General features: G+C 41.1%; 22 protein-coding genes and 1 tRNA gene. 18 read left to right on the top strand and 5 right to left on the bottom strand.

Features of this window, described 5'->3' with window-relative positions; all coding sequences use genetic code 11:
- Window positions 1-35: 35 nt before the first annotated feature.
- Window positions 36-108 (top strand) — tRNA-Arg (locus tag PS3_RS07845).
- Window positions 109-160: 52 nt separating this feature from the next.
- A complete protein-coding gene (locus PS3_RS07840; protein WP_040468694.1) occupies window positions 161-385 on the top strand; it encodes a hypothetical protein in 225 nt (74 codons plus the stop codon).
- A gap of 112 nt (window positions 386-497) precedes the next feature.
- Here the strand turns inward: PS3_RS07840 and PS3_RS07835 are convergent, their stop codons facing one another.
- Both PS3_RS07835 and PS3_RS07830 read right to left on the bottom strand, forming a co-directional pair.
- Window positions 498-935, bottom strand: coding sequence for a GtrA family protein (locus tag PS3_RS07835; protein ID WP_007122578.1), 438 nt, complete (start codon window positions 933-935; stop codon window positions 498-500).
- Between the two features lie 3 nt (window positions 936-938).
- Window positions 939-1,385, bottom strand: coding sequence for a flavodoxin (locus tag PS3_RS07830; RefSeq protein WP_007122577.1), 447 nt, complete (start codon window positions 1,383-1,385; stop codon window positions 939-941).
- Between the two features lie 96 nt (window positions 1,386-1,481).
- On the opposite strand from PS3_RS07830, the gene map reads away from it, so the two are divergent.
- From map to PS3_RS07805, 5 genes are all read left to right on the top strand, one after another.
- Complete coding sequence (gene map / locus PS3_RS07825) at window positions 1,482-2,339, top strand: type I methionyl aminopeptidase (RefSeq protein ID WP_007122576.1); 858 nt, start codon at window positions 1,482-1,484, stop codon at window positions 2,337-2,339.
- Window positions 2,340-2,431: 92 nt separating this feature from the next.
- Window positions 2,432-3,328 (top strand): YihY/virulence factor BrkB family protein, encoded by an 897-nt coding sequence (locus PS3_RS07820; RefSeq protein WP_007122575.1) that lies wholly within the window; start codon window positions 2,432-2,434, stop codon window positions 3,326-3,328.
- A 188-nt stretch (window positions 3,329-3,516) separates the two neighbouring features.
- Window positions 3,517-3,798: a co-chaperone GroES gene (groES, locus tag PS3_RS07815; RefSeq protein ID WP_007122574.1), complete on the top strand. Its 282-nt coding sequence runs from the start codon at window positions 3,517-3,519 to the stop codon at window positions 3,796-3,798.
- Between the two features lie 25 nt (window positions 3,799-3,823).
- Entirely contained in the window at window positions 3,824-5,446 is a 1,623-nt protein-coding gene (groL, locus tag PS3_RS07810) for a chaperonin GroEL (RefSeq protein ID WP_007122573.1), read from the top strand.
- A gap of 128 nt (window positions 5,447-5,574) precedes the next feature.
- Window positions 5,575-7,413 (top strand): APC family permease, encoded by a 1,839-nt coding sequence (locus tag PS3_RS07805; RefSeq protein ID WP_007122572.1) that lies wholly within the window; start codon window positions 5,575-5,577, stop codon window positions 7,411-7,413.
- 97 nt (window positions 7,414-7,510) lie between these two features.
- Here the strand turns inward: PS3_RS07805 and PS3_RS07800 are convergent, their stop codons facing one another.
- The gene (locus tag PS3_RS07800) at window positions 7,511-8,149 is read right to left on the bottom strand and encodes a YigZ family protein (RefSeq protein WP_007122571.1); all 639 of its coding nucleotides are present in this window, start codon (window positions 8,147-8,149) and stop codon (window positions 7,511-7,513) included.
- A gap of 42 nt (window positions 8,150-8,191) precedes the next feature.
- Between PS3_RS07800 and PS3_RS07795 the strand changes: the two genes are divergently transcribed.
- From PS3_RS07795 to PS3_RS07780, 4 genes are all read left to right on the top strand, one after another.
- Window positions 8,192-9,493: a DEAD/DEAH box helicase gene (locus PS3_RS07795; RefSeq protein WP_007122570.1), complete on the top strand. Its 1,302-nt coding sequence runs from the start codon at window positions 8,192-8,194 to the stop codon at window positions 9,491-9,493.
- Window positions 9,490-10,161 (top strand): ComF family protein, encoded by a 672-nt coding sequence (locus tag PS3_RS07790; protein ID WP_007122569.1) that lies wholly within the window; start codon window positions 9,490-9,492, stop codon window positions 10,159-10,161. The genes PS3_RS07795 and PS3_RS07790 overlap by 4 nt, the downstream gene beginning before the upstream one ends.
- Before the next feature lie 142 nt (window positions 10,162-10,303).
- Window positions 10,304-10,846 (top strand): ribosome hibernation-promoting factor, HPF/YfiA family, encoded by a 543-nt coding sequence (gene hpf, locus PS3_RS07785; RefSeq protein ID WP_007122568.1) that lies wholly within the window; start codon window positions 10,304-10,306, stop codon window positions 10,844-10,846.
- Between the two features lie 156 nt (window positions 10,847-11,002).
- Window positions 11,003-12,199, top strand: a complete 1,197-nt coding sequence (locus tag PS3_RS07780) for a hypothetical protein (protein ID WP_050950898.1) — start codon at window positions 11,003-11,005, stop codon at window positions 12,197-12,199.
- Between the two features lie 480 nt (window positions 12,200-12,679).
- Here the strand turns inward: PS3_RS07780 and PS3_RS07775 are convergent, their stop codons facing one another.
- Together PS3_RS07775 and PS3_RS10910 are read right to left on the bottom strand one after the other, a co-directional pair.
- Window positions 12,680-12,901, bottom strand: coding sequence for a DUF2922 domain-containing protein (locus PS3_RS07775; protein WP_040468692.1), 222 nt, complete (start codon window positions 12,899-12,901; stop codon window positions 12,680-12,682).
- A gap of 16 nt (window positions 12,902-12,917) precedes the next feature.
- Window positions 12,918-13,055, bottom strand: coding sequence for a DUF1659 domain-containing protein (locus tag PS3_RS10910; protein ID WP_459560689.1), 138 nt, complete (start codon window positions 13,053-13,055; stop codon window positions 12,918-12,920).
- 155 nt (window positions 13,056-13,210) lie between these two features.
- Here PS3_RS10910 and recX point away from each other — a divergent pair, with 155 nt between their 5' ends.
- The 7 genes from recX to PS3_RS10890 all read left to right on the top strand — a co-directional run bounded on the left by recX (window position 13,211) and on the right by PS3_RS10890 (window position 20,139).
- Window positions 13,211-14,011: a recombination regulator RecX gene (gene recX, locus PS3_RS07770; protein WP_040468690.1), complete on the top strand. Its 801-nt coding sequence runs from the start codon at window positions 13,211-13,213 to the stop codon at window positions 14,009-14,011.
- Window positions 14,012-14,079: 68 nt separating this feature from the next.
- Entirely contained in the window at window positions 14,080-14,724 is a 645-nt protein-coding gene (locus PS3_RS07765; protein ID WP_007122566.1) for a sugar transferase, read from the top strand.
- Window positions 14,725-14,739: 15 nt separating this feature from the next.
- Window positions 14,740-15,501 carry a DUF4422 domain-containing protein gene (locus PS3_RS07760; RefSeq protein ID WP_007122565.1) on the top strand — a complete coding sequence of 254 codons (762 nt, stop codon included), beginning with the start codon at window positions 14,740-14,742 and terminating at the stop codon, window positions 15,499-15,501.
- A gap of 10 nt (window positions 15,502-15,511) precedes the next feature.
- Window positions 15,512-16,720, top strand: coding sequence for a hypothetical protein (locus PS3_RS07755; RefSeq protein ID WP_040468688.1), 1,209 nt, complete (start codon window positions 15,512-15,514; stop codon window positions 16,718-16,720).
- Window positions 16,710-17,327 (top strand): YveK family protein, encoded by a 618-nt coding sequence (locus PS3_RS07750; protein WP_007122563.1) that lies wholly within the window; start codon window positions 16,710-16,712, stop codon window positions 17,325-17,327. Before PS3_RS07755 ends, PS3_RS07750 begins: the two co-directional genes overlap by 11 nt.
- Before the next feature lie 15 nt (window positions 17,328-17,342).
- On the top strand, window positions 17,343-18,464 hold the full coding sequence (gene glf / locus PS3_RS07745; protein WP_007122562.1) for a UDP-galactopyranose mutase: 1,122 nt from the start codon (window positions 17,343-17,345) through the stop codon (window positions 18,462-18,464).
- A gap of 142 nt (window positions 18,465-18,606) precedes the next feature.
- Entirely contained in the window at window positions 18,607-20,139 is a 1,533-nt protein-coding gene (locus PS3_RS10890) for a GH25 family lysozyme (RefSeq protein ID WP_050950897.1), read from the top strand.
- The last annotated feature ends 20 nt before the right edge of the window (window positions 20,140-20,159 follow it).

The raw sequence follows: 20,159 nt of genomic DNA, 5'->3' as shown, positions 1-20,159 counted from the left end.
GACCAAATATGGTATTATGGTCACAGTCCTTTTTTGGCCCTATAGTATAACTGGATAGTACACCCGCCTCCTAAGCGGTCGATTCCGGTTCGATTCCGGATGGGGCTATTAAATTACAGATATATTAGTGCTATAATTAAGCCGAAAGTGGGGTGACACGATGTCAAAGAAAAACTTTCGGCTGGTAACTGGGCTAATTTGGTTAGCCTTATTATTAGTTGGTTGGTTGTTGTTTCACATTTCCTGGTGGGGCTATCTCCTGATGATCATTTGGATCGGTTTTGCTCACGTTTGGTTAAATCGCTTGCGGGATGATCAAGTGACGAGCTTTACCTGGCTCTTTGTGATCGTTGATGTGATTTTGTTATTGATAGCGATGATATAAAAATAGGATCGTCAGTATTATTTGCTGAGGATCCTTTTTATATCGTTGTCATCTTTTTGTATAACTATGTATAACTTTTTCGGCGATAAAAAAACCGGGAACCTAATCCCGATTATTTATCAGCAATATCACGATTGTCTTTAAAAATTAACCACTTGGAGAAGATATAGTTGGCAATGACGACAATGACATTATCAATGACCTTAAGGATAAATTGTTGCAAATCACTATCAAAGCCAAAAACGTGAACCCCAATATTCATAAATGCGAGGTCAATGATCAAAGTGAGAGCCCGATAGAAAAAGAAGCGCAGACATTCGACCAGGAAATCACTAACCGTCGTGTAATGGGAACCAAAAACCCAAACCTTATTGGTTAGATAGGCTACAAAAACAGATAAGAACCAGGCAATTGAGGTGGCGGCTGTTACTCCCAGGTGAGTGTACATGATCATTAACTGATAAGAAGCGATATTAATAATGGTGGTGACGACGCCCCAGAAGAGGTAAGCGATAATCGATTTATACTTATTAAATAATTCCATTAGCATGGCTTATTTCACCTGAGCAATTAACTGATCGACCATTTTTTCGAGTTGGATGACGTCGTCGCCTTCCGGACTAAGGTTAATTTTAACGAGGTCGGCTCCTTTAGTGGCTCCAGCAGTTTCGAATGCTTCAGCAAATTTATCAACCGCCACGCAGAAGTCATCACCGTATTCGGTATCACCAGAACCAGCAACTCCGTAAACCTTGCCACTTAGATCGGTTTCTTGCAAATCGTCGTAAAAGTCGAGCCCTTCATCAGGCAAAGCGCCTTCATCGTATGTGTAGGGGCAAACGACGCAAATATCAACGTCGGCAAAATCGGCGGCGTCAGCTAAGGTAATTTCTGTCATCTCAACGTTGATATTCCGTTCTTCAAAAGTGCTGGTAATGATATCAGCCACATCTTCATTGTTTCCAGTGATGGTTGCAAAAACCACTAAGGCCTTCGTCATGTTTATTTCCTCTTTTCGACTAATAATTCATTGTCATAGTATAGCATGTTTTGTAAGTGGTATACTATTTACATTAATGGAAAGAAGGAGTCGAAAATGATTAGTTTGAAATCACCGCGTGAGATTCATGATATGGAAGCTTCTGGTGCGGTTTTAGCGGGTATGCATACTGGAATGCGTGAAATTATTAAACCAGGCATTTCAAGCTGGGTAATTGAAGAATTCGCCCGGGAATACTTTCAAGATCGGGGAGCAGTTGCTGCTCAAATTGGTTTTGAGGGGTATGAATATGCCACCTGTGTCAGTGTGAATGATGAAATTTGCCATGGCTTTCCGCGTAAAGAACTAGTTCTTCAAGAAGGGGATTTGGTTAAGGTTGATACGGTAGTTGAATACGATGGGGCCTTTAGCGACTCCTGTTGGAGTTATGCGGTCGGTCAAGTGAGTCCGCAGATTCAAGACTTGATGAAGGTCACTAAAGAATCCTTGTATTTAGGGATTGATGCGGCTCAAGTTGGCAAGCGGCTCGGCGATATTGGGGCGGTTATTCAGCATTTTACCGAAGATGAACATGGTTATGGAGACGTTCGGGATTTTGTTGGTCATGGCATTGGACCGACGATGCACGAAGATCCGATGGTAGCTCATTACGGCATTGCTGGGAAGGGTAAACGCCTGCAAAACGGCATGACGATTACAATTGAACCAATGATTAATACCGGTACTTGGGAAGCAGATACTAGTGATCCAAGTGGGTGGGTGGCCCGGACGGCTGATGGCGGTTGGAGTTGCCAATACGAGCACACCATTGCTATTACGAATGATGGTCCTAAAATTTTAACTTCACAAGATCCACAAGCTGATGCAAAATATTTATTAGCTGATTATGAAGAACTGTTTACTCCGCATGCTGAAGCGGCCAAACGAATTGCTCAACATTATCAAAATAAATAGGTAGATTGGAACTGGGATCGGAAGCTAGTCGTGCTCTAAACTGGCAAGCTTGAAAACTATCAAGACGATTATTAAAACAAGGAGGATCGGTAATGCGTAACGCCCGCCATACGGTCAAACGAATTATTCGGACCTATCTTTATCATTTTCAAAAAGCTCGCTTGTCGGCTTCAGCCGCGGAATTAGCTTACTACACCCTTTTATCAATTTTTCCGGCAATTCTAATTGTTGGTAACATTTTACCGATGGTCGGGCTAGATGCAAAGACGGTTTTGAGTTATTTAGAAACGGCGATTCCAACGTCCGTTTATAATTTAATCAGTCCAGTGATTTACGATCTGTTACATCGCGGCAGTGGAGGACTGTTGACGACCGGGGTGGTAATTGCTATCTGGTCGACTAGTCAGGCGATCGCCGCCTTTCAACGTGATGTGAATGCGGCCTATGGGGTGGCTGAAGACTTAAATCCCATTTGGAATCGGATTGTTTCCTTTTTGTGGATTTTGGTGGTGCTAGTCGTCATTGCGACCTTAGTTTTCCTGTATGGGTTGGGGGAACCAATTCTGCGGAATTTACAGCCAATTTTAAATTTTAATACGCGCTACATTCATCAGTTTGCTTCCTATCGGTATCCCGTGACCTTTATAGGCCTTTTTGTGGGCTTACTTTGTTTATATTATTTCGTGCCGAATGCACGGGTTCGCTTACGTTTTGTGGCTTTAGGATCTTTGGTAGCGACTTTCCTGTTAATGGGCTTAGCTCGGCTCTTAACCTATTATGGGGTGCTTTTTAATACCCAAATTGCCTCTTATAAAACGATTTCGGCTTTTATTGTCATGATGATTTGGCTCGATTTATCGGGAATCATTGTGATGATTGGGGCCACGATCAATGCTACCACCCAGGTGCTGGTGGAGGGGAAAGTTCAACAGCGACGGTATTTATGGGATTTCATAAAAGACAAGTCCAATCCAGATCAGCCTGAATAATCAACGATTTAAACAACCTAGTAGGGTTGTTTTTTATTTGGTCAAAATTAGTCAGACAAAATCATTGCATTTCAAATTTAAGGTGTTATAGTAATACTTGTAATTAGCACTTAGGTGATGAGAGTGCTAAAAGTGATCACCTAGGCTAATCAAAATAGACAATTTTTAATTTATTGGAGGGATTCACCGTGTTAAAACCATTAGGAGATCGTGTTGTTTTAAAGGCTGAAGATGAAGAACAAACTGTTGGAGGAATTGTTTTAGCATCCAACGCTAAAAACAAGCCGACGACGGGAACGGTAGTGGCTGTTGGCCCAGGAAAGGCTTTAGACAATGGTCAAGTCCGGGAACTAAGTGTTAAAGAAGGCGACAAGGTCCTTTTTGACAAATATGCCGGAAGTGAAGTTGAATACAACGGTGATAAGTACCTAGTTGTTCATGAAAACGACCTAGTTGCGGTAGTGGATTAATTATAGAGATCGAGGTAGATAAGAAATGGCTAAAGAACTTAAATTTGCTGAAGATGCCCGGGCTGCGATGTTACGCGGGGTTGACAAGTTAGCGGACACTGTTAAGACCACGATTGGTCCAAAGGGACGGAACGTGGTCTTGGAACAAAGCTATGGTTCACCTACCATTACTAACGATGGGGTTACCATTGCCAAGGGAATCGAATTAGAAGATCACTTCGAAAACATGGGGGCTAAGCTCGTCGCTGAAGTTGCTTCCAAGACTAACGACATTGCTGGTGATGGGACGACCACGGCTACGGTTTTAACCCAAGCCATCGTTAACGAAGGAATGAAGAATGTGACTGCTGGTGCTAACCCAGTTGGGATCCGCCGGGGGATTGATCTCGCTACTAAAACGGCAGTGGAAGCTTTAAAGAAGATGAGTCATGAGGTTAAGACCAAGGATGACATTGCGCAAATCGCTTCTATTTCTGCTGCTAACCCAGAAGTTGGGACTTTGATTGCCGATGCCATGGAAAAGGTTGGTAACGACGGGGTTATCACGATCGAGGACTCGCGGGGAGTTGAAACCAGTGTTGACGTGGTTGAAGGGATGAGCTTTGACCGTGGTTACATGTCTCAATACATGGTCACGGATAACGACAAGATGGAAGCCGATCTCGACAATCCATATGTCTTGATTACTGACAAGAAGATTTCTAACATTCAAGACATCTTGGAATTGTTACAAGCCGTCGTTCAAGAAGGTCGTTCCCTTTTGATTATCGCTGATGACATCACTGGTGAAGCTTTACCAACCCTTGTTTTGAACAAGATGCGGGGAACCTTCAATGTGGTATCAGTTAAGGCTCCTGGTTTTGGTGACCGGCGGAAGGAACAATTAGCTGATATTGCTGTTTTGACTGGTGGGACAGTGATCTCCGATGATCTTGGCATGAACTTGAGTGATGTTACGGTTGCTCAATTAGGTCAAGCTAACAAGGTCACGGTTACTAAGGATGCCACGACTATTGTTGACGGCGCTGGTGATAAGACGGCAATTGCTGAACGGGTTGAACAAATCAAGAAGGCAATCGCAGAATCAACTTCTGACTTTGACAAGGAAAAGCTTCAAGAACGGCTTGCTAAATTAGCTGGTGGGGTTGCCGTTGTTAAGGTCGGTGCCGCTACGGAAACCGAATTAAAGGAACGTAAGTACCGGATTGAAGATGCCTTGAACGCTACACGAGCTGCTGTGCAAGAAGGATTTGTTCCTGGTGGTGGAACTGCCCTTGTGAATGTCATTGCTGACCTTGAAAAGATTGAAGCTACGGGCGACGAAGCTACCGGGGTTAACATTGTTAAGGCGGCCTTAGAAGCACCAGTTCGTCAAATTGCTGAAAATGCTGGTTTGGAAGGTTCAGTTATTGTTAACCAATTAAAGAACGAAAAGCCAGGGGTTGGTTACAATGCGGCTGAAGACAAGTTTGAAGACATGGTTGCAGCCGGAATTGTTGACCCAACTAAGGTAACACGTTCTGCTCTGCAAAATGCGGCTTCAGTTTCATCATTATTATTGACGACGGAAGCAGTTGTTGCTGACAAGCCAGAAGATAATCCTGCTCCTGCCGCTCCAGCTGGTGCCGGCATGCCAGGCATGATGTAATTTAAGAATTAAACATAAACATTATTTGATATTAAACCTCCAAGGCAAAGATGCTTTGGAGGTTTATTTTATGGTTCGGGGGTGATAGAATAGCTTTTGTTTAAATTTTCTTTAAGAGAGGCAAGATTATGTGGAGATACCTGAAACGACTTTTAATTGGGAAACCATTAAAAACGTTAGACGAAGGTCAAGCTAACCTAACCAAATTTAAAGGGTTAGCTCTTTTATCTTCAGATGCATTATCGTCCGTGGCCTATGGTACGGAGCAAATTACAACGACCTTGGTCGCTTTATCAACGGCGGCGATTTGGTATTCGCTACCGATTGCTGGGATTGTCTTAGTCCTGTTATTTGCGATTACCTTATCTTATCGGCAAATTATTCGCGCTTACCCAAATGGTGGAGGCGCTTATGTGGTCGCGACTAAAAATTGGGGGCAAAACGGCGGTCTGATCGCTGGTGGCTCCTTGCTGGTTGACTATATGTTGACGGTGGCGGTTTCGACAACTTCCGGGACGGAAGCCATCACTTCGGCCATTCCTAGTCTGCTACCTTATTCGGTACCGATTTCTGTCATTATTGTGATTGCGATTATGATGTTAAACCTTCGGGGATTAAGCGAAAGTGCCAACTTCTTAACGATTCCGGTGTACTTTTTCGTGATCATGATTGTGGTGATGATTGTCTGGGGATTGATTAATATTGTGACCGGGCATGTCGCTTATAATGCTACGGCCGATTATGGAACCCCGGTAGCTGGGATGTCGGCGGTTCTCTTTATCCGGGCCTTTTCAGCTGGTTCTTCTTCTTTAACAGGGGTGGAAGCTATCTCAAATGCGGTGCCTAATTTTAAGGAACCGAAAATCAAGAATGCGGCGAACACATTAGCAATTATGAGTTTGCTCTTGGCTGCTTTCTTCGGCGGGATTACCTTCTTAAGTTTCTACTTTGGGATTGTTCCCAATGGGCGAGTGACCGTCCTTTCCCAGATCGGATCGGCCGTTTTTGGTGGTCATGGAGTCGCCTTTTATTTACTCCAATTATCCACGGCCATGATTTTAGCTGTTGCTGCCAATACCGGGTTCTCGGCTTTCCCAATGTTGGCTTTTAATATGGCGAAAGACAAATTTTTACCCCATGCTTTTATGGATCGGGGTGATCGGCTTGGGTATTCCAATGGGATCATCGCCTTGGCAGTCGGGGCCATCATCATGATCTTGATCTTCCACGGGGAAACTAATATGTTGATTCCTTTGTACGCGGTGGGGGTCTTTGTGCCCTTTACCTTATCGCAATCGGGAATGATTATTCATTGGTTCCGTGAACGGGAAGGTCATTGGGTCTCCAAATCAAGTATTAATTTCGTGGGAGCTGCCATTTCCTTAGCGTTAGTTTGCTTCCTTTTTTGGCAACACTTTTGGAATGTCTGGCCTTACCTAATCATCATGCCCCTGTTGATTTGGATGTTCTACAAAATCCATCAACACTATCTTAGTGTCGGTGAACAGTTACGGGTTTACGAGAAAACTAAGGTCCAACTCCATGATTATGATGGGGCTACGGTGATTGTTTTGGTCGGGAATGTCACTCGGGTCACCAAAGGGGCCATTAACTATGCCCGTTCGATTGGTGATTATGTCATTGCCATGCACGTATCATTTGATGAAAATCCCGGAAAAGAGCATAAAACAGCCAATGAATTTAAGATCGAATTCCCGGATGTCCGCTTTGTCGATATTCATTCATCATATCGGTCTGTGGCCCAGCCAACTGTACGGTTTGTGGATATTATTGCTAAACGGGCGGCTGATCGTAACTATTCGGTTACGGTGCTGGTCCCGCAATTTATACCACGAAAGCCATGGCAGCGAATCTTGCATAACCAAACCAGTTTGCGCTTGCGGACAATTTTAAATTCTCGTGAAAATGTGATTGTCTCGTCTTATAATTATCACTTGAATAAATAATATTAAATTTGAATATATTAAAATAGTTTTGCGACAGAGCATATTATGTCAGAATACACAAAACCCGATACTCCTTACACGAGTACCGGGTTTTCTTTTATTCATTATAAGGAACCTCATGTTGGCGTTCTTCACCAGGAGTTAAGGTTAGTTGATCATTAAAACGACTTGTTAAATCATCGATGACCGTTTGAATCTGATCATTATCAACGTAAACTTGAGTGGTTACATTTACCGCGTAGGATTCATCTGCAATTTCCAAGGGGATTTGTTGTAAATAATAAAGTAACTGATCATGTAGTTTATATGAGACCTCAATAGATAAAATTGTTTGCGTGATCCGTTGAACGATGCCAGCCTCCTCGATTGCCGTAGAAGTAGCGTTACTATAGGCGCGAATTAAGCCCCCCGCGCCTAACTTGATGCCGCCAAAATATCTAGTCACGACGGCACAAACGTTATGGAGACCACGCTTTTGCAAAGCTTCTAAAATCGGGACTCCTGCAGTACCGCTAGGTTCACCATTATCACTTTCACGTTGGATTTCATCATGATCACCGATTAAATAGGCAAAACAATTATGATTGGCTTTCCGATACGCTTGACCAATGGCGCTAATAAATTCACGTGCTTCTTCTTCAGAGGCAATCTTTTTTAAATGACAGATAAAGCGCGATTTTTTGATCACGAGTTCGTGACTAGTATCAGTTTTAATCGTTAAAAAAATGTTTGCCATGGGATCCTCATTTCTACGTATATTTGGGTGGAGGTGAACCGGATGGAAGTAAGTCACTATTATGGGCGCCAAGTGTTGGCTTACCCATGTGAGATGGATAATTTACCAAGTGAAATTCAAATTATAGACCCAATTGAGATTCGGTCCACAACGATTCGTTGTCGCCGTTGTAATCAGATTATCAAAAAGCCCGATGCGGCTCTACCTCATCACCAGTATTATTGCCCAGCTTGTATCAATTTGGGCCGAGTCAGTACATTAGCTAAATTTTACCATCTTCCCGAACCAAATCAATTTGAAATTCCCCCGACCGTTTTGACTTGGCAAGGTCAATTATCACCTCTACAAAAAATGGCTGCTCAAGAAGTGGCAGCTAGTATGGCTCATCACGATCATCGCCTTTTGTGGGCGGTCACCGGCGCGGGCAAAACCGAGATGATATTTCCGGGTCTTGCGGCAGCAATAAAACGAGGCGAACGGCTTGCCATTGCGTCACCGCGGGTAGATGTTTGTTTAGAATTGTACCCACGTCTTCAAGAAGCGTTTGCTAATACAAAGATTGCCTTATTACACGGTCGACAACCGGAACAGTATCACTATCGGCAATTAACGATCTGTACTACGCACCAGCTGTTAAGGTTCTATCAAGCCTTTGATAATTTGATCATTGATGAAGTTGATGCCTTTCCGTACGCTTCGAATGAACAATTGATCTATGCCACTCACCAAGCGATTAAACCGACGGGTGGACTTTTATATTTGACGGCAACACCTGGGCCAGCGCTTTTTAAACAGATTAAAAAACATCAATTAGAGGTGTCATACTTACCTTTACGTTATCATGGCCATTTGTTGCCAGAGATTAAGGTTAAACGAGCGGGGCGTTGGCGACATCGCTTACCAAAATCACTGATTCAATGGATTAAGCAACGCTTGGGAAAGCTGGAAATGCTCATCTTTGTCCCGCATGTGGCTGATTTAGCATATGTAGAAGCCATTTTTAAAGAACAAATTCATCAAGCAAGGTTTACCACAGTCCATGCGGCCGACCCCCAACGTTTAGAAAAGGTTCAAGCGATGCGTGATCATCAATATGACTTTTTAATCACTACGACGATTTTAGAACGGGGAGTGACCTTTCCGAAAATTGATGTGGCTGTGCTTGGGGCAGATGATCAAGTATTTTCCGCCTCGGCCCTTGTTCAAATTGCGGGACGAGTGGGCCGTTCCAGCGAGCGGCCGGGAGGGGATGTGACCTTTTGGGTTCAAGAACCGGCAGTAAATGTTAAAGAGGCCCAACGCCAAATCAAGCAGATGAATCGACGGGGGCGACATTATCAATGAAAAAATGTTTATTGTGTCACCAAGACATTCAGTATCAAGTTCCTTTAAGTCAGTTACTCTTTGGTCCGGTACCGAAAGAACCATCGCTATGTCCCGATTGTCAAAAGCGTTTTCGTCCACGGACTCAAAATGGATGTCAAGGTTGTGGGCGCCCCTGTGACCAGGGACTTTGTAATGATTGTCAGCTCTGGCAAAATGAATATGGCTGGGTGCTTAAAAATCACAGCTTATATCACTATGATCGGGCTATGAAGGATTTTATGTGTCAATATAAATTTATGGGTGATTATCGCTTGCACCAAGTTTTTCAAGAGGGAATCACCCAGAAGATCCAGTCACTGCAACCAACGCTAGTCGTCCCAATTCCGGCCACGCCACATACTTTAATGACGCGGGGTTTTAATCAAGCGGCGGCCTTATATAATGGACCGCTATGTGAATTGTTGGGCCACCTGCAAGCAGATAAGCAACCGCAATCTTCAAAAGGGCGTCAAGCACGGTTAGCTACACCCCAGCCGTTTGTCTTAATGTGTTCAGCTTCGCTAGCAAGTGATCGAATCGTATTATTAGATGATATATACACGACTGGGCGGACCCTTTATCATGCGGCGGCATTATTGCGCCAAGCTGGGTGTCAAGATGTCCAAAGTGTGACCTTAGCCAGCTAAATAATCGGGATGTCGACTTATGAAAATGAATTGTGAAACCGGTTTAATTCGATTATAATAAATATAAGGATATGAGAAGAGTGGTCCTTCTGATATCAGCCGAGTCTTCAGAAAGGGACTTGGTCTGAAAGGAGAGAGTAACATGTTAAAGTTTAACATTCGTGGCGAAAACATCGAAGTTACAGACGCCATTCGTGAATATGTAGAAAAGCGCTTAAGTAAGTTAGAAAAATACCTGGAAGAAAATGTGCCGGCTGAAGCACATGTCAACTTGAAGGTATACTCCAACAAAACTTACAAGGTGGAAGTTACCATTCCATTGCCATACTTGACTTTACGGGCGGAAGAAACTTCAAACGACATGTATGGAAGTATTGATTTAGTCACTGACAAGTTGGAACGTCAAGTTCGTAAGTACAAGACCAAGGTTAACCGGAAAGCTCGGGAAAAGGGCTTGAAGGACCTTGAATTTGTGGACACGGTGGACGATGAAGAACCAGTTAGCGACTTAAAGATCGTACGGACCAAGCAAATCTCTTTGAAGCCAATGGATTCTGAAGAAGCCGTATTACAAATGGATATGTTAGGTCATGACTTCTTCGTCTTCGAAGATGCTGATACAAATGGTACAAGCATTGTCTATCGGCGCAATGACGGTTGTTATGGGTTGATTGAAGTTAATTAATATTTTAAGGTCAGATCAGAAATGGTCTGGCTTTTTTATACGCAAAAAAGCCCGTTTCCCAGGTGAGTAGGAAACGGGCTTTAAATTCATCAACCATTTTCTTTATTAGGGTGGTAAAATTTAATGGTTAAATTTTATTTTTTGGGGAATTAAATTATGAGCATTATATTCTCAGTTATAGTTGCTGTAATGTTATATCTTATAGCTTTTTTAGCTACTGATCTGAAAAATCGTTCAAAAATATTTCAGATCATATTGTTAGCTGAAGTTATTTTAATTGTAATGACGCGCTTTTACCAATTTTGGACGACAATGGGACTAGATCTTGATGAGGCTTTAGGTGGGTATAATGCTTGGTCAATTCTGAATTATGGCGTTGATCAACAGCTTAATCATTTGCCAATTTACCTGTACTCATGGGGATCAGGAATGAATGCCTTGTACCCTTATATAACTATTCCATTTATAAAATTTTTGGGGTTGTCTGTGTTTTCATATCGATTACCGATGGTCTTAATAAGTGTAACTGGAGCCTTTTATTTTTTGTACGCATTAATCAGAAGTAAATTCTCTAATTGGCGCATTATAGTTTTAATGGGAATAATTTTTTTAAGCCCAGCGTTGATGACATCTAGTCGATGGGCAGTGGAGAGTAATCTTTTTCCACAATTAATGGTACTTTCAAGTGCGTCCTTTTTGTTATTTCTTATCCAAACGGGAATAAAAAGGACGTTAATGTTTATCCTGTTTAATTTTCTTACTGCAATTAGTGCTTATTGTTATTCCAGTAATTGGATTTTTCTTGCGACATCCACAGTTTTAATATATGGGTGGCTGTACGTTTCAAAAAAAGTAAGACTAAAGCTGCTAGTAGTTGGAGCTTTAATTATTGTATTAATAGTTTGGCCACTAATTATATTCATGTATGTTAATTATGTTAGTCGTCATCAATTATCTATTTTCGGATTAACAATTACAAAACTAGCTGTTTCAAGGGGAGCATCACAGTTCGTTTTTGGAGATGGACCATTATTAAGTGCTATATGTAAAAATATAATTAACTCCACCACTATTTTGGTTTCAGGTTATGATGGATTGACCAAAATTGATTTACCGTTGTTTGGACCTTTCTATCCATTTTTCTTAATTTTTGCATTTATAGGGATTTTGAGGAAAGTTCAAAGGAAGTTTTCTAGCTTTGATTGGTATATGTTGTTACTTTTAATAAGTTCAATTCCAACATTCTTAATCATTCATCCGAATTATACTCACCTCAATGCAATATTCATTCCAATTCTTTACTTTGGATGTATCGGTATCATGTCTATTTTCAATACTAAAATGCTAGAATAGCCTTTGTTTTCTTTTTTAGTTGTTATGTTTATAGCTTTTTGTCGATCGTACTTGGTAACTAATGCTCCAACGTTAAAAAATGGTGGAAATGAAATTTCATCTGACTTTGAACGAGCTTTAAAATTTAATAATAAACTAGGATATAGTAATACTACAATTGCCAGTTCATATGTTACAACATATCCATTTGTGTTGTTTTATACACATCCAAGCCCACACTATTTTTATGAAACAAGGCAAAAATTACCATCGTCGGAATTTATGTATTTTAGTTATTATGGAAAATATAGATTTGTTCAAAGAACACATTATTTAAAAGCAAATAATCATAGGACTTATATTGTTCAAAATAATGTTGGAATTGATACTTCATCAATAAACAAATTTAATCATAAACAAATGGGAACTTATACCGTATATTACCCATAGTGTAAGTTACAAAAAGCCCGTTTCCTAGGTGAGTAGGAAACGGGCTTTCGACTAGAAGGACTTAACAATCACATCGTCTGTCGTGGTAACGTATTTGGCTGAAACTGGCACGGCGTATAATTCCTCGCCCTGCTTATCAAATAACTTGGCGTCAGCAATGGCTTGCATGGCGGCTTTGACCGTTGCTTCGTCCAGGGATTCATTTACGTAGTTTAATTTTAAGGTGTGGACCTTATTTAAGTTACTCTTAAATACTAAATCTAATACTTTCATCAGAAACCTCCTAAATTTATTCACTAATCTTGGAAACGGTGCTCAGTTGAACATCGGTGACATTATCACCCGTCAATGTCTTAAGGGCGGCTAAGAAGCTTTGCAATTTGGCATCGTCAATATTTTCGACCAAGTTAGCAAAGGTCCGCCGAATGGACTTTTCTTGGTGACTGTTGATGCCGTTAATTGAAGCTTATTCGCTGAAAAGGTATGTTGCATGATATAATCTCCTTGAATCTTTCTGTGTAAGCATTGGCCAATGCTTACATACCTTACATCGATTGAAGCAAAGAATCTGTCAGGGTGAAAATGAAAAAAATTACCAAAATCGAAGCACAAAAGCGACCAGGGCGCTATAACATTTACTTAAATGGCCAGTATGCTTTCCCCGTCGCCGAAAGTGTCTTAATTAAATATCGCTTAGCAAAAGATCTGGAATTAGATACAGCGACGCTCGAACAAATCACTAAGGACGATCAAATTGCCAAAGCTTATGGGCGGATGTTGGATTATTTGTCACATCAATTACGCACGGAAGCCGAGGTAAAGCAAAAATTAATCGACCTTGAAACACCACCCGAAATGATTGATCCCGTGATGGAGCACTTGCGATCTAACCGACTGTTAGACGATCAAGTCTACGCGGATAGTTATGTGCGGACGGTGATGCATACCGAATTGAAAGGTCCCCAAGTCATTCGTCAAAAATTGCGTCAAAAAGGGGTGGGAGAATTAGTGATTGATCAGGCTTTAGAGCAATTCGATCTTAATAACCAACTCGAGAATGCTCAAAAGCTCGCCCAACGGTTAGTGCAACGTTATCGTCATGAACCCACTCGGCGCCAGGAAGAAAAAGTGCGCCAGGGTTTGATGACTAATGGCTATTCCAGTGATCTATATAATCAACTTAAAGAAGACCTAGTTCTAGTCAACGATGAAGATCAACAAGCATCATTGTTAGCAACCAGTGGTGAAAAAATCTGGCAACGCAATCGGCGCTATGAAAATCTCTATGAGCGAAAAATGAAGACTAAACAAGCATTGTATCGAAAGGGGTTTGACTTAGATGCGATTGATCGTTGGCTAGCAGAACGCGATTCTAAAAAATGACTTTTGCTGAAGTTGAAATACTGGTATTATGTAACAGTGAGTTCATTTTAAAATTTGAGAAAGTACTTATGAAAACAGAAAACAAGTTTCAACAAAAACCGTCCTATCTGTTTTTTAAACGGCTAACCGATATTATTTTATCGGTGGTGGCCTTAGTTTGTTTTAGTCCAGTATTCTTAGCGGTTTGGTTTAAATGCCAATACGGTGATAATAAGGGACCGGTTTTTTTTAAACAAACGCGGATTGGTCAATATGGACGGCCTTTTAAAATTTATAAATTTCGCTCGATGATTGTCGATGCCGATCAAGTGCTGCATGCTAACCAAGAATTGTATGCTAAGTATGTGGCTAATAACTATAAATTGGAGCCGGAAGAGGATCCGCGGATTACTCGGACGGGGCGTTTTCTACGCAAGACCTCGCTAGACGAAATCCCCCAATTTATCAATATCATTCGTGGGGAAATGAGCATCATTGGTCCACGGCCGGTCGTCGCCGAAGAGGTGAAGATCTATGGTGATCGGGCTGAGAAGTTTCTATCGGTCAAACCAGGGGCTATGGGCCTTTGGCAGGCTAGCGGTCGGAGTAATATCGGTTATCCCGAACGCTGTGATCTAGAATTGAGTTATGTGGATCAAGCTTCGTATTGGTTTGACCTCAAAATAATGTTTAAAAACATTATTAGTATCTTTACTAGCGAAGGGGCTTATTAGTCCTGGGAGAGTAATATGAAGATTAAAATTTTAGTTGCAACCCATAAGAATTACCAAATGCCAACCGATCCGGTTTATTTACCGGTTGCGGTGGGGCAAGCCTTACATCCAGACCGGCAGTTACCCTATCAAGGTGATGATCAAGGGGAGAATATCTCGGTAAAGAATCCTCATTACAATGAGCTGACGGCTATTTACTGGGGATGGAAGAATCTGGATGTTGATGCGATGGGTTTAGTCCATTATCGGCGGCACTTCATGAGTCGACCAGGTCGAAAGATGCAAGATGTGATCTCTGGGGCCGAGGTGGCGGCTTTATTAGAGCAATATGATGTTTTACTACCTAAGCGCCGACACTACTGGATTGAGACGAACCGGTCCCAGTATTTGCATGCCCATGAACATGCGCCTTTTGAAACTATGGAAAAGGTAATCAAAAGGGATTATCCCGAATATGGGGCGGCCTTTGATTTGGTAATGCAACGAACCTGGGGACATATGTTTAATATGTTCATTATGAAAAAAGAACCGCTTGATCAGTTCAGTCAGTGGATGTTTGACGTGTTAGGGAAGGTTGAAGCACAGACGGATGTTTCGACCTTCACGCCATATGAACAGCGGGTTTATGGCTTTTTAAGTGAGCACCTTTTAGATATTTGGTTGGAAGTTCATGCTGAATATCGAGTTAAAGAAATTCCGTATGCTTTTATGGAATCCACGAACTGGTTTAAAAAGGGCGGAAATTTCTTAAAGCGGAAATTAATTGGACACCGATAGGGGATTAAAAATGAAAACCAAGCTGAAAAAAATTTGGAATACCCCCATTACCGGTGCTCAACTATATTTATTAGCCTTTGCGATCTATTTTATTCCCGCTTTCCTGATTGATTCTTTATATACTAATTATATTAGTTGGTCCAAGTTGCGTTTGCTAACTTATTTAGCGATTCCGATTTTAATCTTTAAAATTTATGTTATGGACCGCTGGCGCTGGCCTACAAAGCTATTCATTACTGGATTAATTCTCTTTAGTGTTATTGCTTGGCGAGCTTCCCGCTATCCAGAATTAATGGTTACCATGGTTTTTGTTTTAGCAGCTAGTGGAATCGATTTTAAACAAGTAGCCCGGTGGTATCTATATTTGTCGGTTACTTTTCTAGTTATAATTGCTGTGACTTCACTTGTCCACATCGTGCCCAATCTCGTCTATACGTCAGCACTGCGGCCAAACCGGTATGGACTTGGGATGGCTTACACAACCTACGTCGCTTCGCATGCTTTATTTTCGGCCTTAGCTTATTGTTACGTTCGTTTTGGCAAGCTTGGTTGGCTTGATTATCTAGGCATCGCAATTGTAGCCTTTGTAACTATGAAGTACACCAATACCCGGTTAGACTTTTATGCAATGTTGTTAATGATCCCTGTTATGTGGATTACGCAACGAGCAGCTAATGGTAAGCGGTATGCGCAAATAATTTCGTCATTTTGGTGGATTGCGACCCCGGTGCTGGCTGTAATCACGTTAACGGGGTCTTACTTTTTCGATGATCATAACCAAATTTATCGAAAATTTAATGAGCTTTTATCGGGGCGCTTAGGCTTGAGTAAGAAGGCATTTAGCATGTATGATCCCAATATTTTTGGCCGATACATCCAAGAAAAAGCTTTTGGTGGAGCTAAGGGACAGGCTTTTGCTAATCAAAATCAATTTGGTTTAAGTGCTGATTATTTTTATATTGATTCCTCTTTTGTCCGGATGTTGCTCCTGTGGGGAATTGTCATATTTTTGCTGTTTATTGTTGCGATGACATTTATCGCCTTAGTTAATACAATTCAGCGGAAATATATTTTATCGGCAATTGTAATGTTGGTAGCGATCAATTCGATGGTTGAACCACACTCATTGCAATTAATCTATAATGTTTTTATTCTAGCCCTAATTCCGCAAATCGAATGGGTGAAACACAAATTAAGTGGAGATAATTATGTCAAATAAAATAACCTTGAATAATATTAGCAAAGTCGTTTGGAAAAATTTAATCGTGATCCTGGTCATTACGATTATTGGTGGCTTAGCTGGTGGCTTCTATGCTGAGCACAAAAAACATACATCTTATGTAGCAGATCGTTCCTTGATGATTTCCCATGGTTACAATGACTCAACCGCTAATGAACAGGTTCAGGCGGATCTAAGTTTAACGAAAACCTATAAAGGAATGTTGGATAGCATCGATGTGGCTAATGCTGCCCGTAAGACTTTACCAAAGAAGTTACAAAAGAAGTACAGTGCTAGTGAAATCCAATCGATGATTCGAGTAAAAACAGTTGATCAAAGCTTGGTATTAGACGTTTCGGTGCGGGCTGATCGAGCAAAGGATGCAACGAAGATTGTTAATGCTGTCGTTGATGCAGCGCAAACCGAATTGCCAAAGATGTCACCATCTGTGGGGACGGTTTCAACTTTTGCTAAAGCTAAAACAAGTGATGCCACCAGTCAAACATCACCGTCAGCTAAAAAGTATGCACTCTTGGGAGCTGCAGTCGGTTTATTAGTCGGGATGGTCTTAGCTTTTTCAATCACTACTTGGAAGAATTTAATTTAATAAGGGGATTAACTTATGACACAATATGATTATTTAGTAGTTGGTGCCGGCTTATTTGGGGCAACTTTCGCATATGAAGCCGCTCAACGTGGTAAGCGCGTCAAGGTGATTGAAAAACGTGACCATTTAGCTGGTAACATCTATACTAAAGAAGAATTTGGTATTCAAGTTCATCAATATGGCGCACATATCTTCCATACCTCTAATAAAGAAGTTTGGAACTATGTCCAAAAGTTTGCGGAATTTAATCGTTACACGAATAGTCCAGTGGCTAATTACAATGGTAAAATGTATAACCTACCATTTAATATGAACACCTTTAGCGAAATGTGGGGGGTGCGGACGCCGCAAGAAGCGATCGATAAGATTAATGAACAACGTCAAGAAATGGCGGGGAAAGAACCCCAGAATTTGGAAGAACAGGCAATTTCATTAATTGGTCGCGATATTTATGAAAAGTTAATCAAGGGCTACACTGAGAAACAATGGGGGCGGAAAGCAACTGAATTGCCAGCCTTCATTATTCGGCGGTTACCGGTACGATTAACTTATGACAATAACTATTTCAATGATGACCATCAAGGAATTCCTAAGGGTGGTTATACTCAAATCGTTGAAAAAATGTTGGCAAGTGATTTAATTGATGTTGAAACGGGTGTGGACTTCTTCGATCAAAAAGATCAATACCTTGAGAAATTTCCGAAAGTCGTTTTCACGGGGATGATTGATCAATTCTTCAACTATGAACTAGGCGAATTAGAATACCGGAGCTTGAAGTTTGAAACCGAAACTTTGGATGAAGGCAATTACCAAGGAAACGCCGTGGTCAATTATACGGATGCTGAAACACCATATACCCGAATTATTGAGCATAAGCACTTTGAATTTGGCAAAGGTGATGAGAATAAAACGGTGATTACTCGTGAGTACCCGGCTGATTGGCAACGTGGGGATGAACCTTATTATCCAGTTAATAACGATAAAAATAATCAGTTGTATCAACAGTATCAAAATTATGCAGCTGAACAAGCCAAAAATGTTATTTTTGGCGGACGGCTTGGTCAATACAAGTATTACAACATGGATCAAGTAATTGCTGCGGCCTTAGAAACGGTGCAACAAGAATTTAATAATTAATTCAAAAATGAAAAAGAATGGCGAGCTTAAGCCATTCTTTTTCTTTACAATTTGTAACATTTTAATTAGCCCGTTGAAATACATGCCCGGTATGATATGATTTAAATCATTAATAAAATCTTAAATTTTAAGTGAGGAAAGTATGGAATCTAGTAAACGTTTTAAGATGTTCAAAAAAGGTAAGCAATGGGCAACGATGGCGATTGGAACGGCATTATTGTCATTCACGACCCTGTCAGTTGTGAATCAAACGCAAGCTAATGCTGACACTACTGATGATTCTACACAAACAGAATCTATAGTAAGTAATAATACTACAAGTACCAACTCTGTTACGCTTTCATCATCAACAGACACTAATACTACTTCAACGACTCAGACTTCAACGACGAGTACTGATAATAGTAATACTGCTAACACGACCGAATCCACAACGGCTAGTAGTTCAACAACAACAACTACTCATCAACATTTAACTTTAGCCGTCGCTACTTCCAGCACATTTTCAACATCCTCAGCATCGGTAAAAAATGGTGAGGTAACTGAAGACGACGTAACCTACTATTATGTAAATAACGAAAAGCAAAGTGATTACTTCTATACCGATAATGACGGTAAGGTATACTACTTTGGTGATGACGGGAAGATGTATCAAGATCAGTTCTATAGTAACTGGGGTAATATGTACTACTTTGGTGAAGATGGTGCCCGTTATACTGAACAATTCTATTCTAACTGGGGTAATATGTACTACTTTGGTGAAGATGGAGTACGTTATACGAATCAATTCTATTCTAACTGGGGTAACATGTATTACTTCGGCGAAGATGGGGTTCGCTATACTAATCAGTTCTATACTAATTGGGGAAATACCTATTACTTCGATGAAGATGGCGTCCGCTACACCAACAAGCTCTATAGTAACTGGGGAAATACCTATTACTTCGACAGTTATGGAGCATTATTAAAGAATCAAACCGTTGAAATTGATGGTGTGACTTATAAAGCGGATTCCAATGGTGTATTAACTAAAGTTAATACGGGTAAAGTTGGAATTTCCGATGGTGCCTATGGAGTTGATGTTTCAAGTTACCAAGGTACTAATATGAGTGGTTATGCTAGCAATGGTGCAACCTTCACCATTGTTAAGTTAACTGAAGGAACCACCTATGTTAACTCCAAAGCGGAAGCACAAATTGATTCTGCTCAAGCAAACAATCAAGTCGTACTTGGTTACCATTTTGCTACTTTCTCAAGCAATGCTAGTGCGGCTCAAACAGAAGCTAACTTTGCCATTGCTGAAGCTCAGGCTCTCGGTTTACCATCTGGGTCATACCTTGCGCTTGATTGGGAAACTGGTGATGGAAACGTGGTTTCAGGCTCAACTAGTGCTAACACGAATGCAATCTTAACCTTTATGAACGCTGTTGCGGCTGCCGGATATAAGCCATTACTATATTCTGGTGCTTATGTATTACGTAATAATGTTAATACGAGTTCCGTGATCAGTGCTTATCCAAATTCTCTTTGGGTAGCTTCATACCCAACAAGTGGGGCGATTTATTCAGCAGATGTGGCCTACTTCCCATCCATGGATGGAGTGGCCATCTGGCAATTCACTGATAACTGGAAAGGTTTAGGTGTTGATGGTAACATTGCCGTGCAAGATTTATAATCTAAGAAGGAGACCGATGG

The organism is Limosilactobacillus gastricus PS3 (assembly GCF_000247775.1).
GTDB classification, from domain to species: Bacteria; Bacillota; Bacilli; order Lactobacillales; family Lactobacillaceae; genus Limosilactobacillus; species Limosilactobacillus gastricus_A.
This window is presented reverse-complemented; position numbering and strand designations above follow the sequence as displayed.

What these genes read in the sequence shown, in the direction of transcription:
- PS3_RS07840 (WP_040468694.1), top strand. Translation starts at nt 161, where the DNA reads ATGTCAAAGAAAAACTTTCGGCTGGTAACTGGGCTAATTTGGTTAGCC.
- PS3_RS07835 (WP_007122578.1), bottom strand. Translation starts at nt 935, where the DNA reads ATGCTAATGGAATTATTTAATAAGTATAAATCGATTATCGCTTACCTC.
- PS3_RS07830 (WP_007122577.1), bottom strand. Translation starts at nt 1,385, where the DNA reads ATGACGAAGGCCTTAGTGGTTTTTGCAACCATCACTGGAAACAATGAA.
- map (WP_007122576.1), top strand. Translation starts at nt 1,482, where the DNA reads ATGATTAGTTTGAAATCACCGCGTGAGATTCATGATATGGAAGCTTCT.
- PS3_RS07820 (WP_007122575.1), top strand. Translation starts at nt 2,432, where the DNA reads ATGCGTAACGCCCGCCATACGGTCAAACGAATTATTCGGACCTATCTT.
- groL (WP_007122573.1), top strand. Translation starts at nt 3,824, where the DNA reads ATGGCTAAAGAACTTAAATTTGCTGAAGATGCCCGGGCTGCGATGTTA.
- PS3_RS07805 (WP_007122572.1), top strand. Translation starts at nt 5,575, where the DNA reads ATGTGGAGATACCTGAAACGACTTTTAATTGGGAAACCATTAAAAACG.
- PS3_RS07800 (WP_007122571.1), bottom strand. Translation starts at nt 8,149, where the DNA reads ATGGCAAACATTTTTTTAACGATTAAAACTGATACTAGTCACGAACTC.
- PS3_RS07795 (WP_007122570.1), top strand. Translation starts at nt 8,192, where the DNA reads ATGGAAGTAAGTCACTATTATGGGCGCCAAGTGTTGGCTTACCCATGT.
- PS3_RS07790 (WP_007122569.1), top strand. Translation starts at nt 9,490, where the DNA reads ATGAAAAAATGTTTATTGTGTCACCAAGACATTCAGTATCAAGTTCCT.
- hpf (WP_007122568.1), top strand. Translation starts at nt 10,304, where the DNA reads ATGTTAAAGTTTAACATTCGTGGCGAAAACATCGAAGTTACAGACGCC.
- PS3_RS07780 (WP_050950898.1), top strand. Translation starts at nt 11,003, where the DNA reads ATGAGCATTATATTCTCAGTTATAGTTGCTGTAATGTTATATCTTATA.
- PS3_RS07775 (WP_040468692.1), bottom strand. Translation starts at nt 12,901, where the DNA reads ATGAAAGTATTAGATTTAGTATTTAAGAGTAACTTAAATAAGGTCCAC.
- recX (WP_040468690.1), top strand. Translation starts at nt 13,211, where the DNA reads ATGAAAAAAATTACCAAAATCGAAGCACAAAAGCGACCAGGGCGCTAT.
- PS3_RS07765 (WP_007122566.1), top strand. Translation starts at nt 14,080, where the DNA reads ATGAAAACAGAAAACAAGTTTCAACAAAAACCGTCCTATCTGTTTTTT.
- PS3_RS07760 (WP_007122565.1), top strand. Translation starts at nt 14,740, where the DNA reads ATGAAGATTAAAATTTTAGTTGCAACCCATAAGAATTACCAAATGCCA.
- PS3_RS07755 (WP_040468688.1), top strand. Translation starts at nt 15,512, where the DNA reads ATGAAAACCAAGCTGAAAAAAATTTGGAATACCCCCATTACCGGTGCT.
- PS3_RS07750 (WP_007122563.1), top strand. Translation starts at nt 16,710, where the DNA reads ATGTCAAATAAAATAACCTTGAATAATATTAGCAAAGTCGTTTGGAAA.
- glf (WP_007122562.1), top strand. Translation starts at nt 17,343, where the DNA reads ATGACACAATATGATTATTTAGTAGTTGGTGCCGGCTTATTTGGGGCA.
- PS3_RS10890 (WP_050950897.1), top strand. Translation starts at nt 18,607, where the DNA reads ATGGAATCTAGTAAACGTTTTAAGATGTTCAAAAAAGGTAAGCAATGG.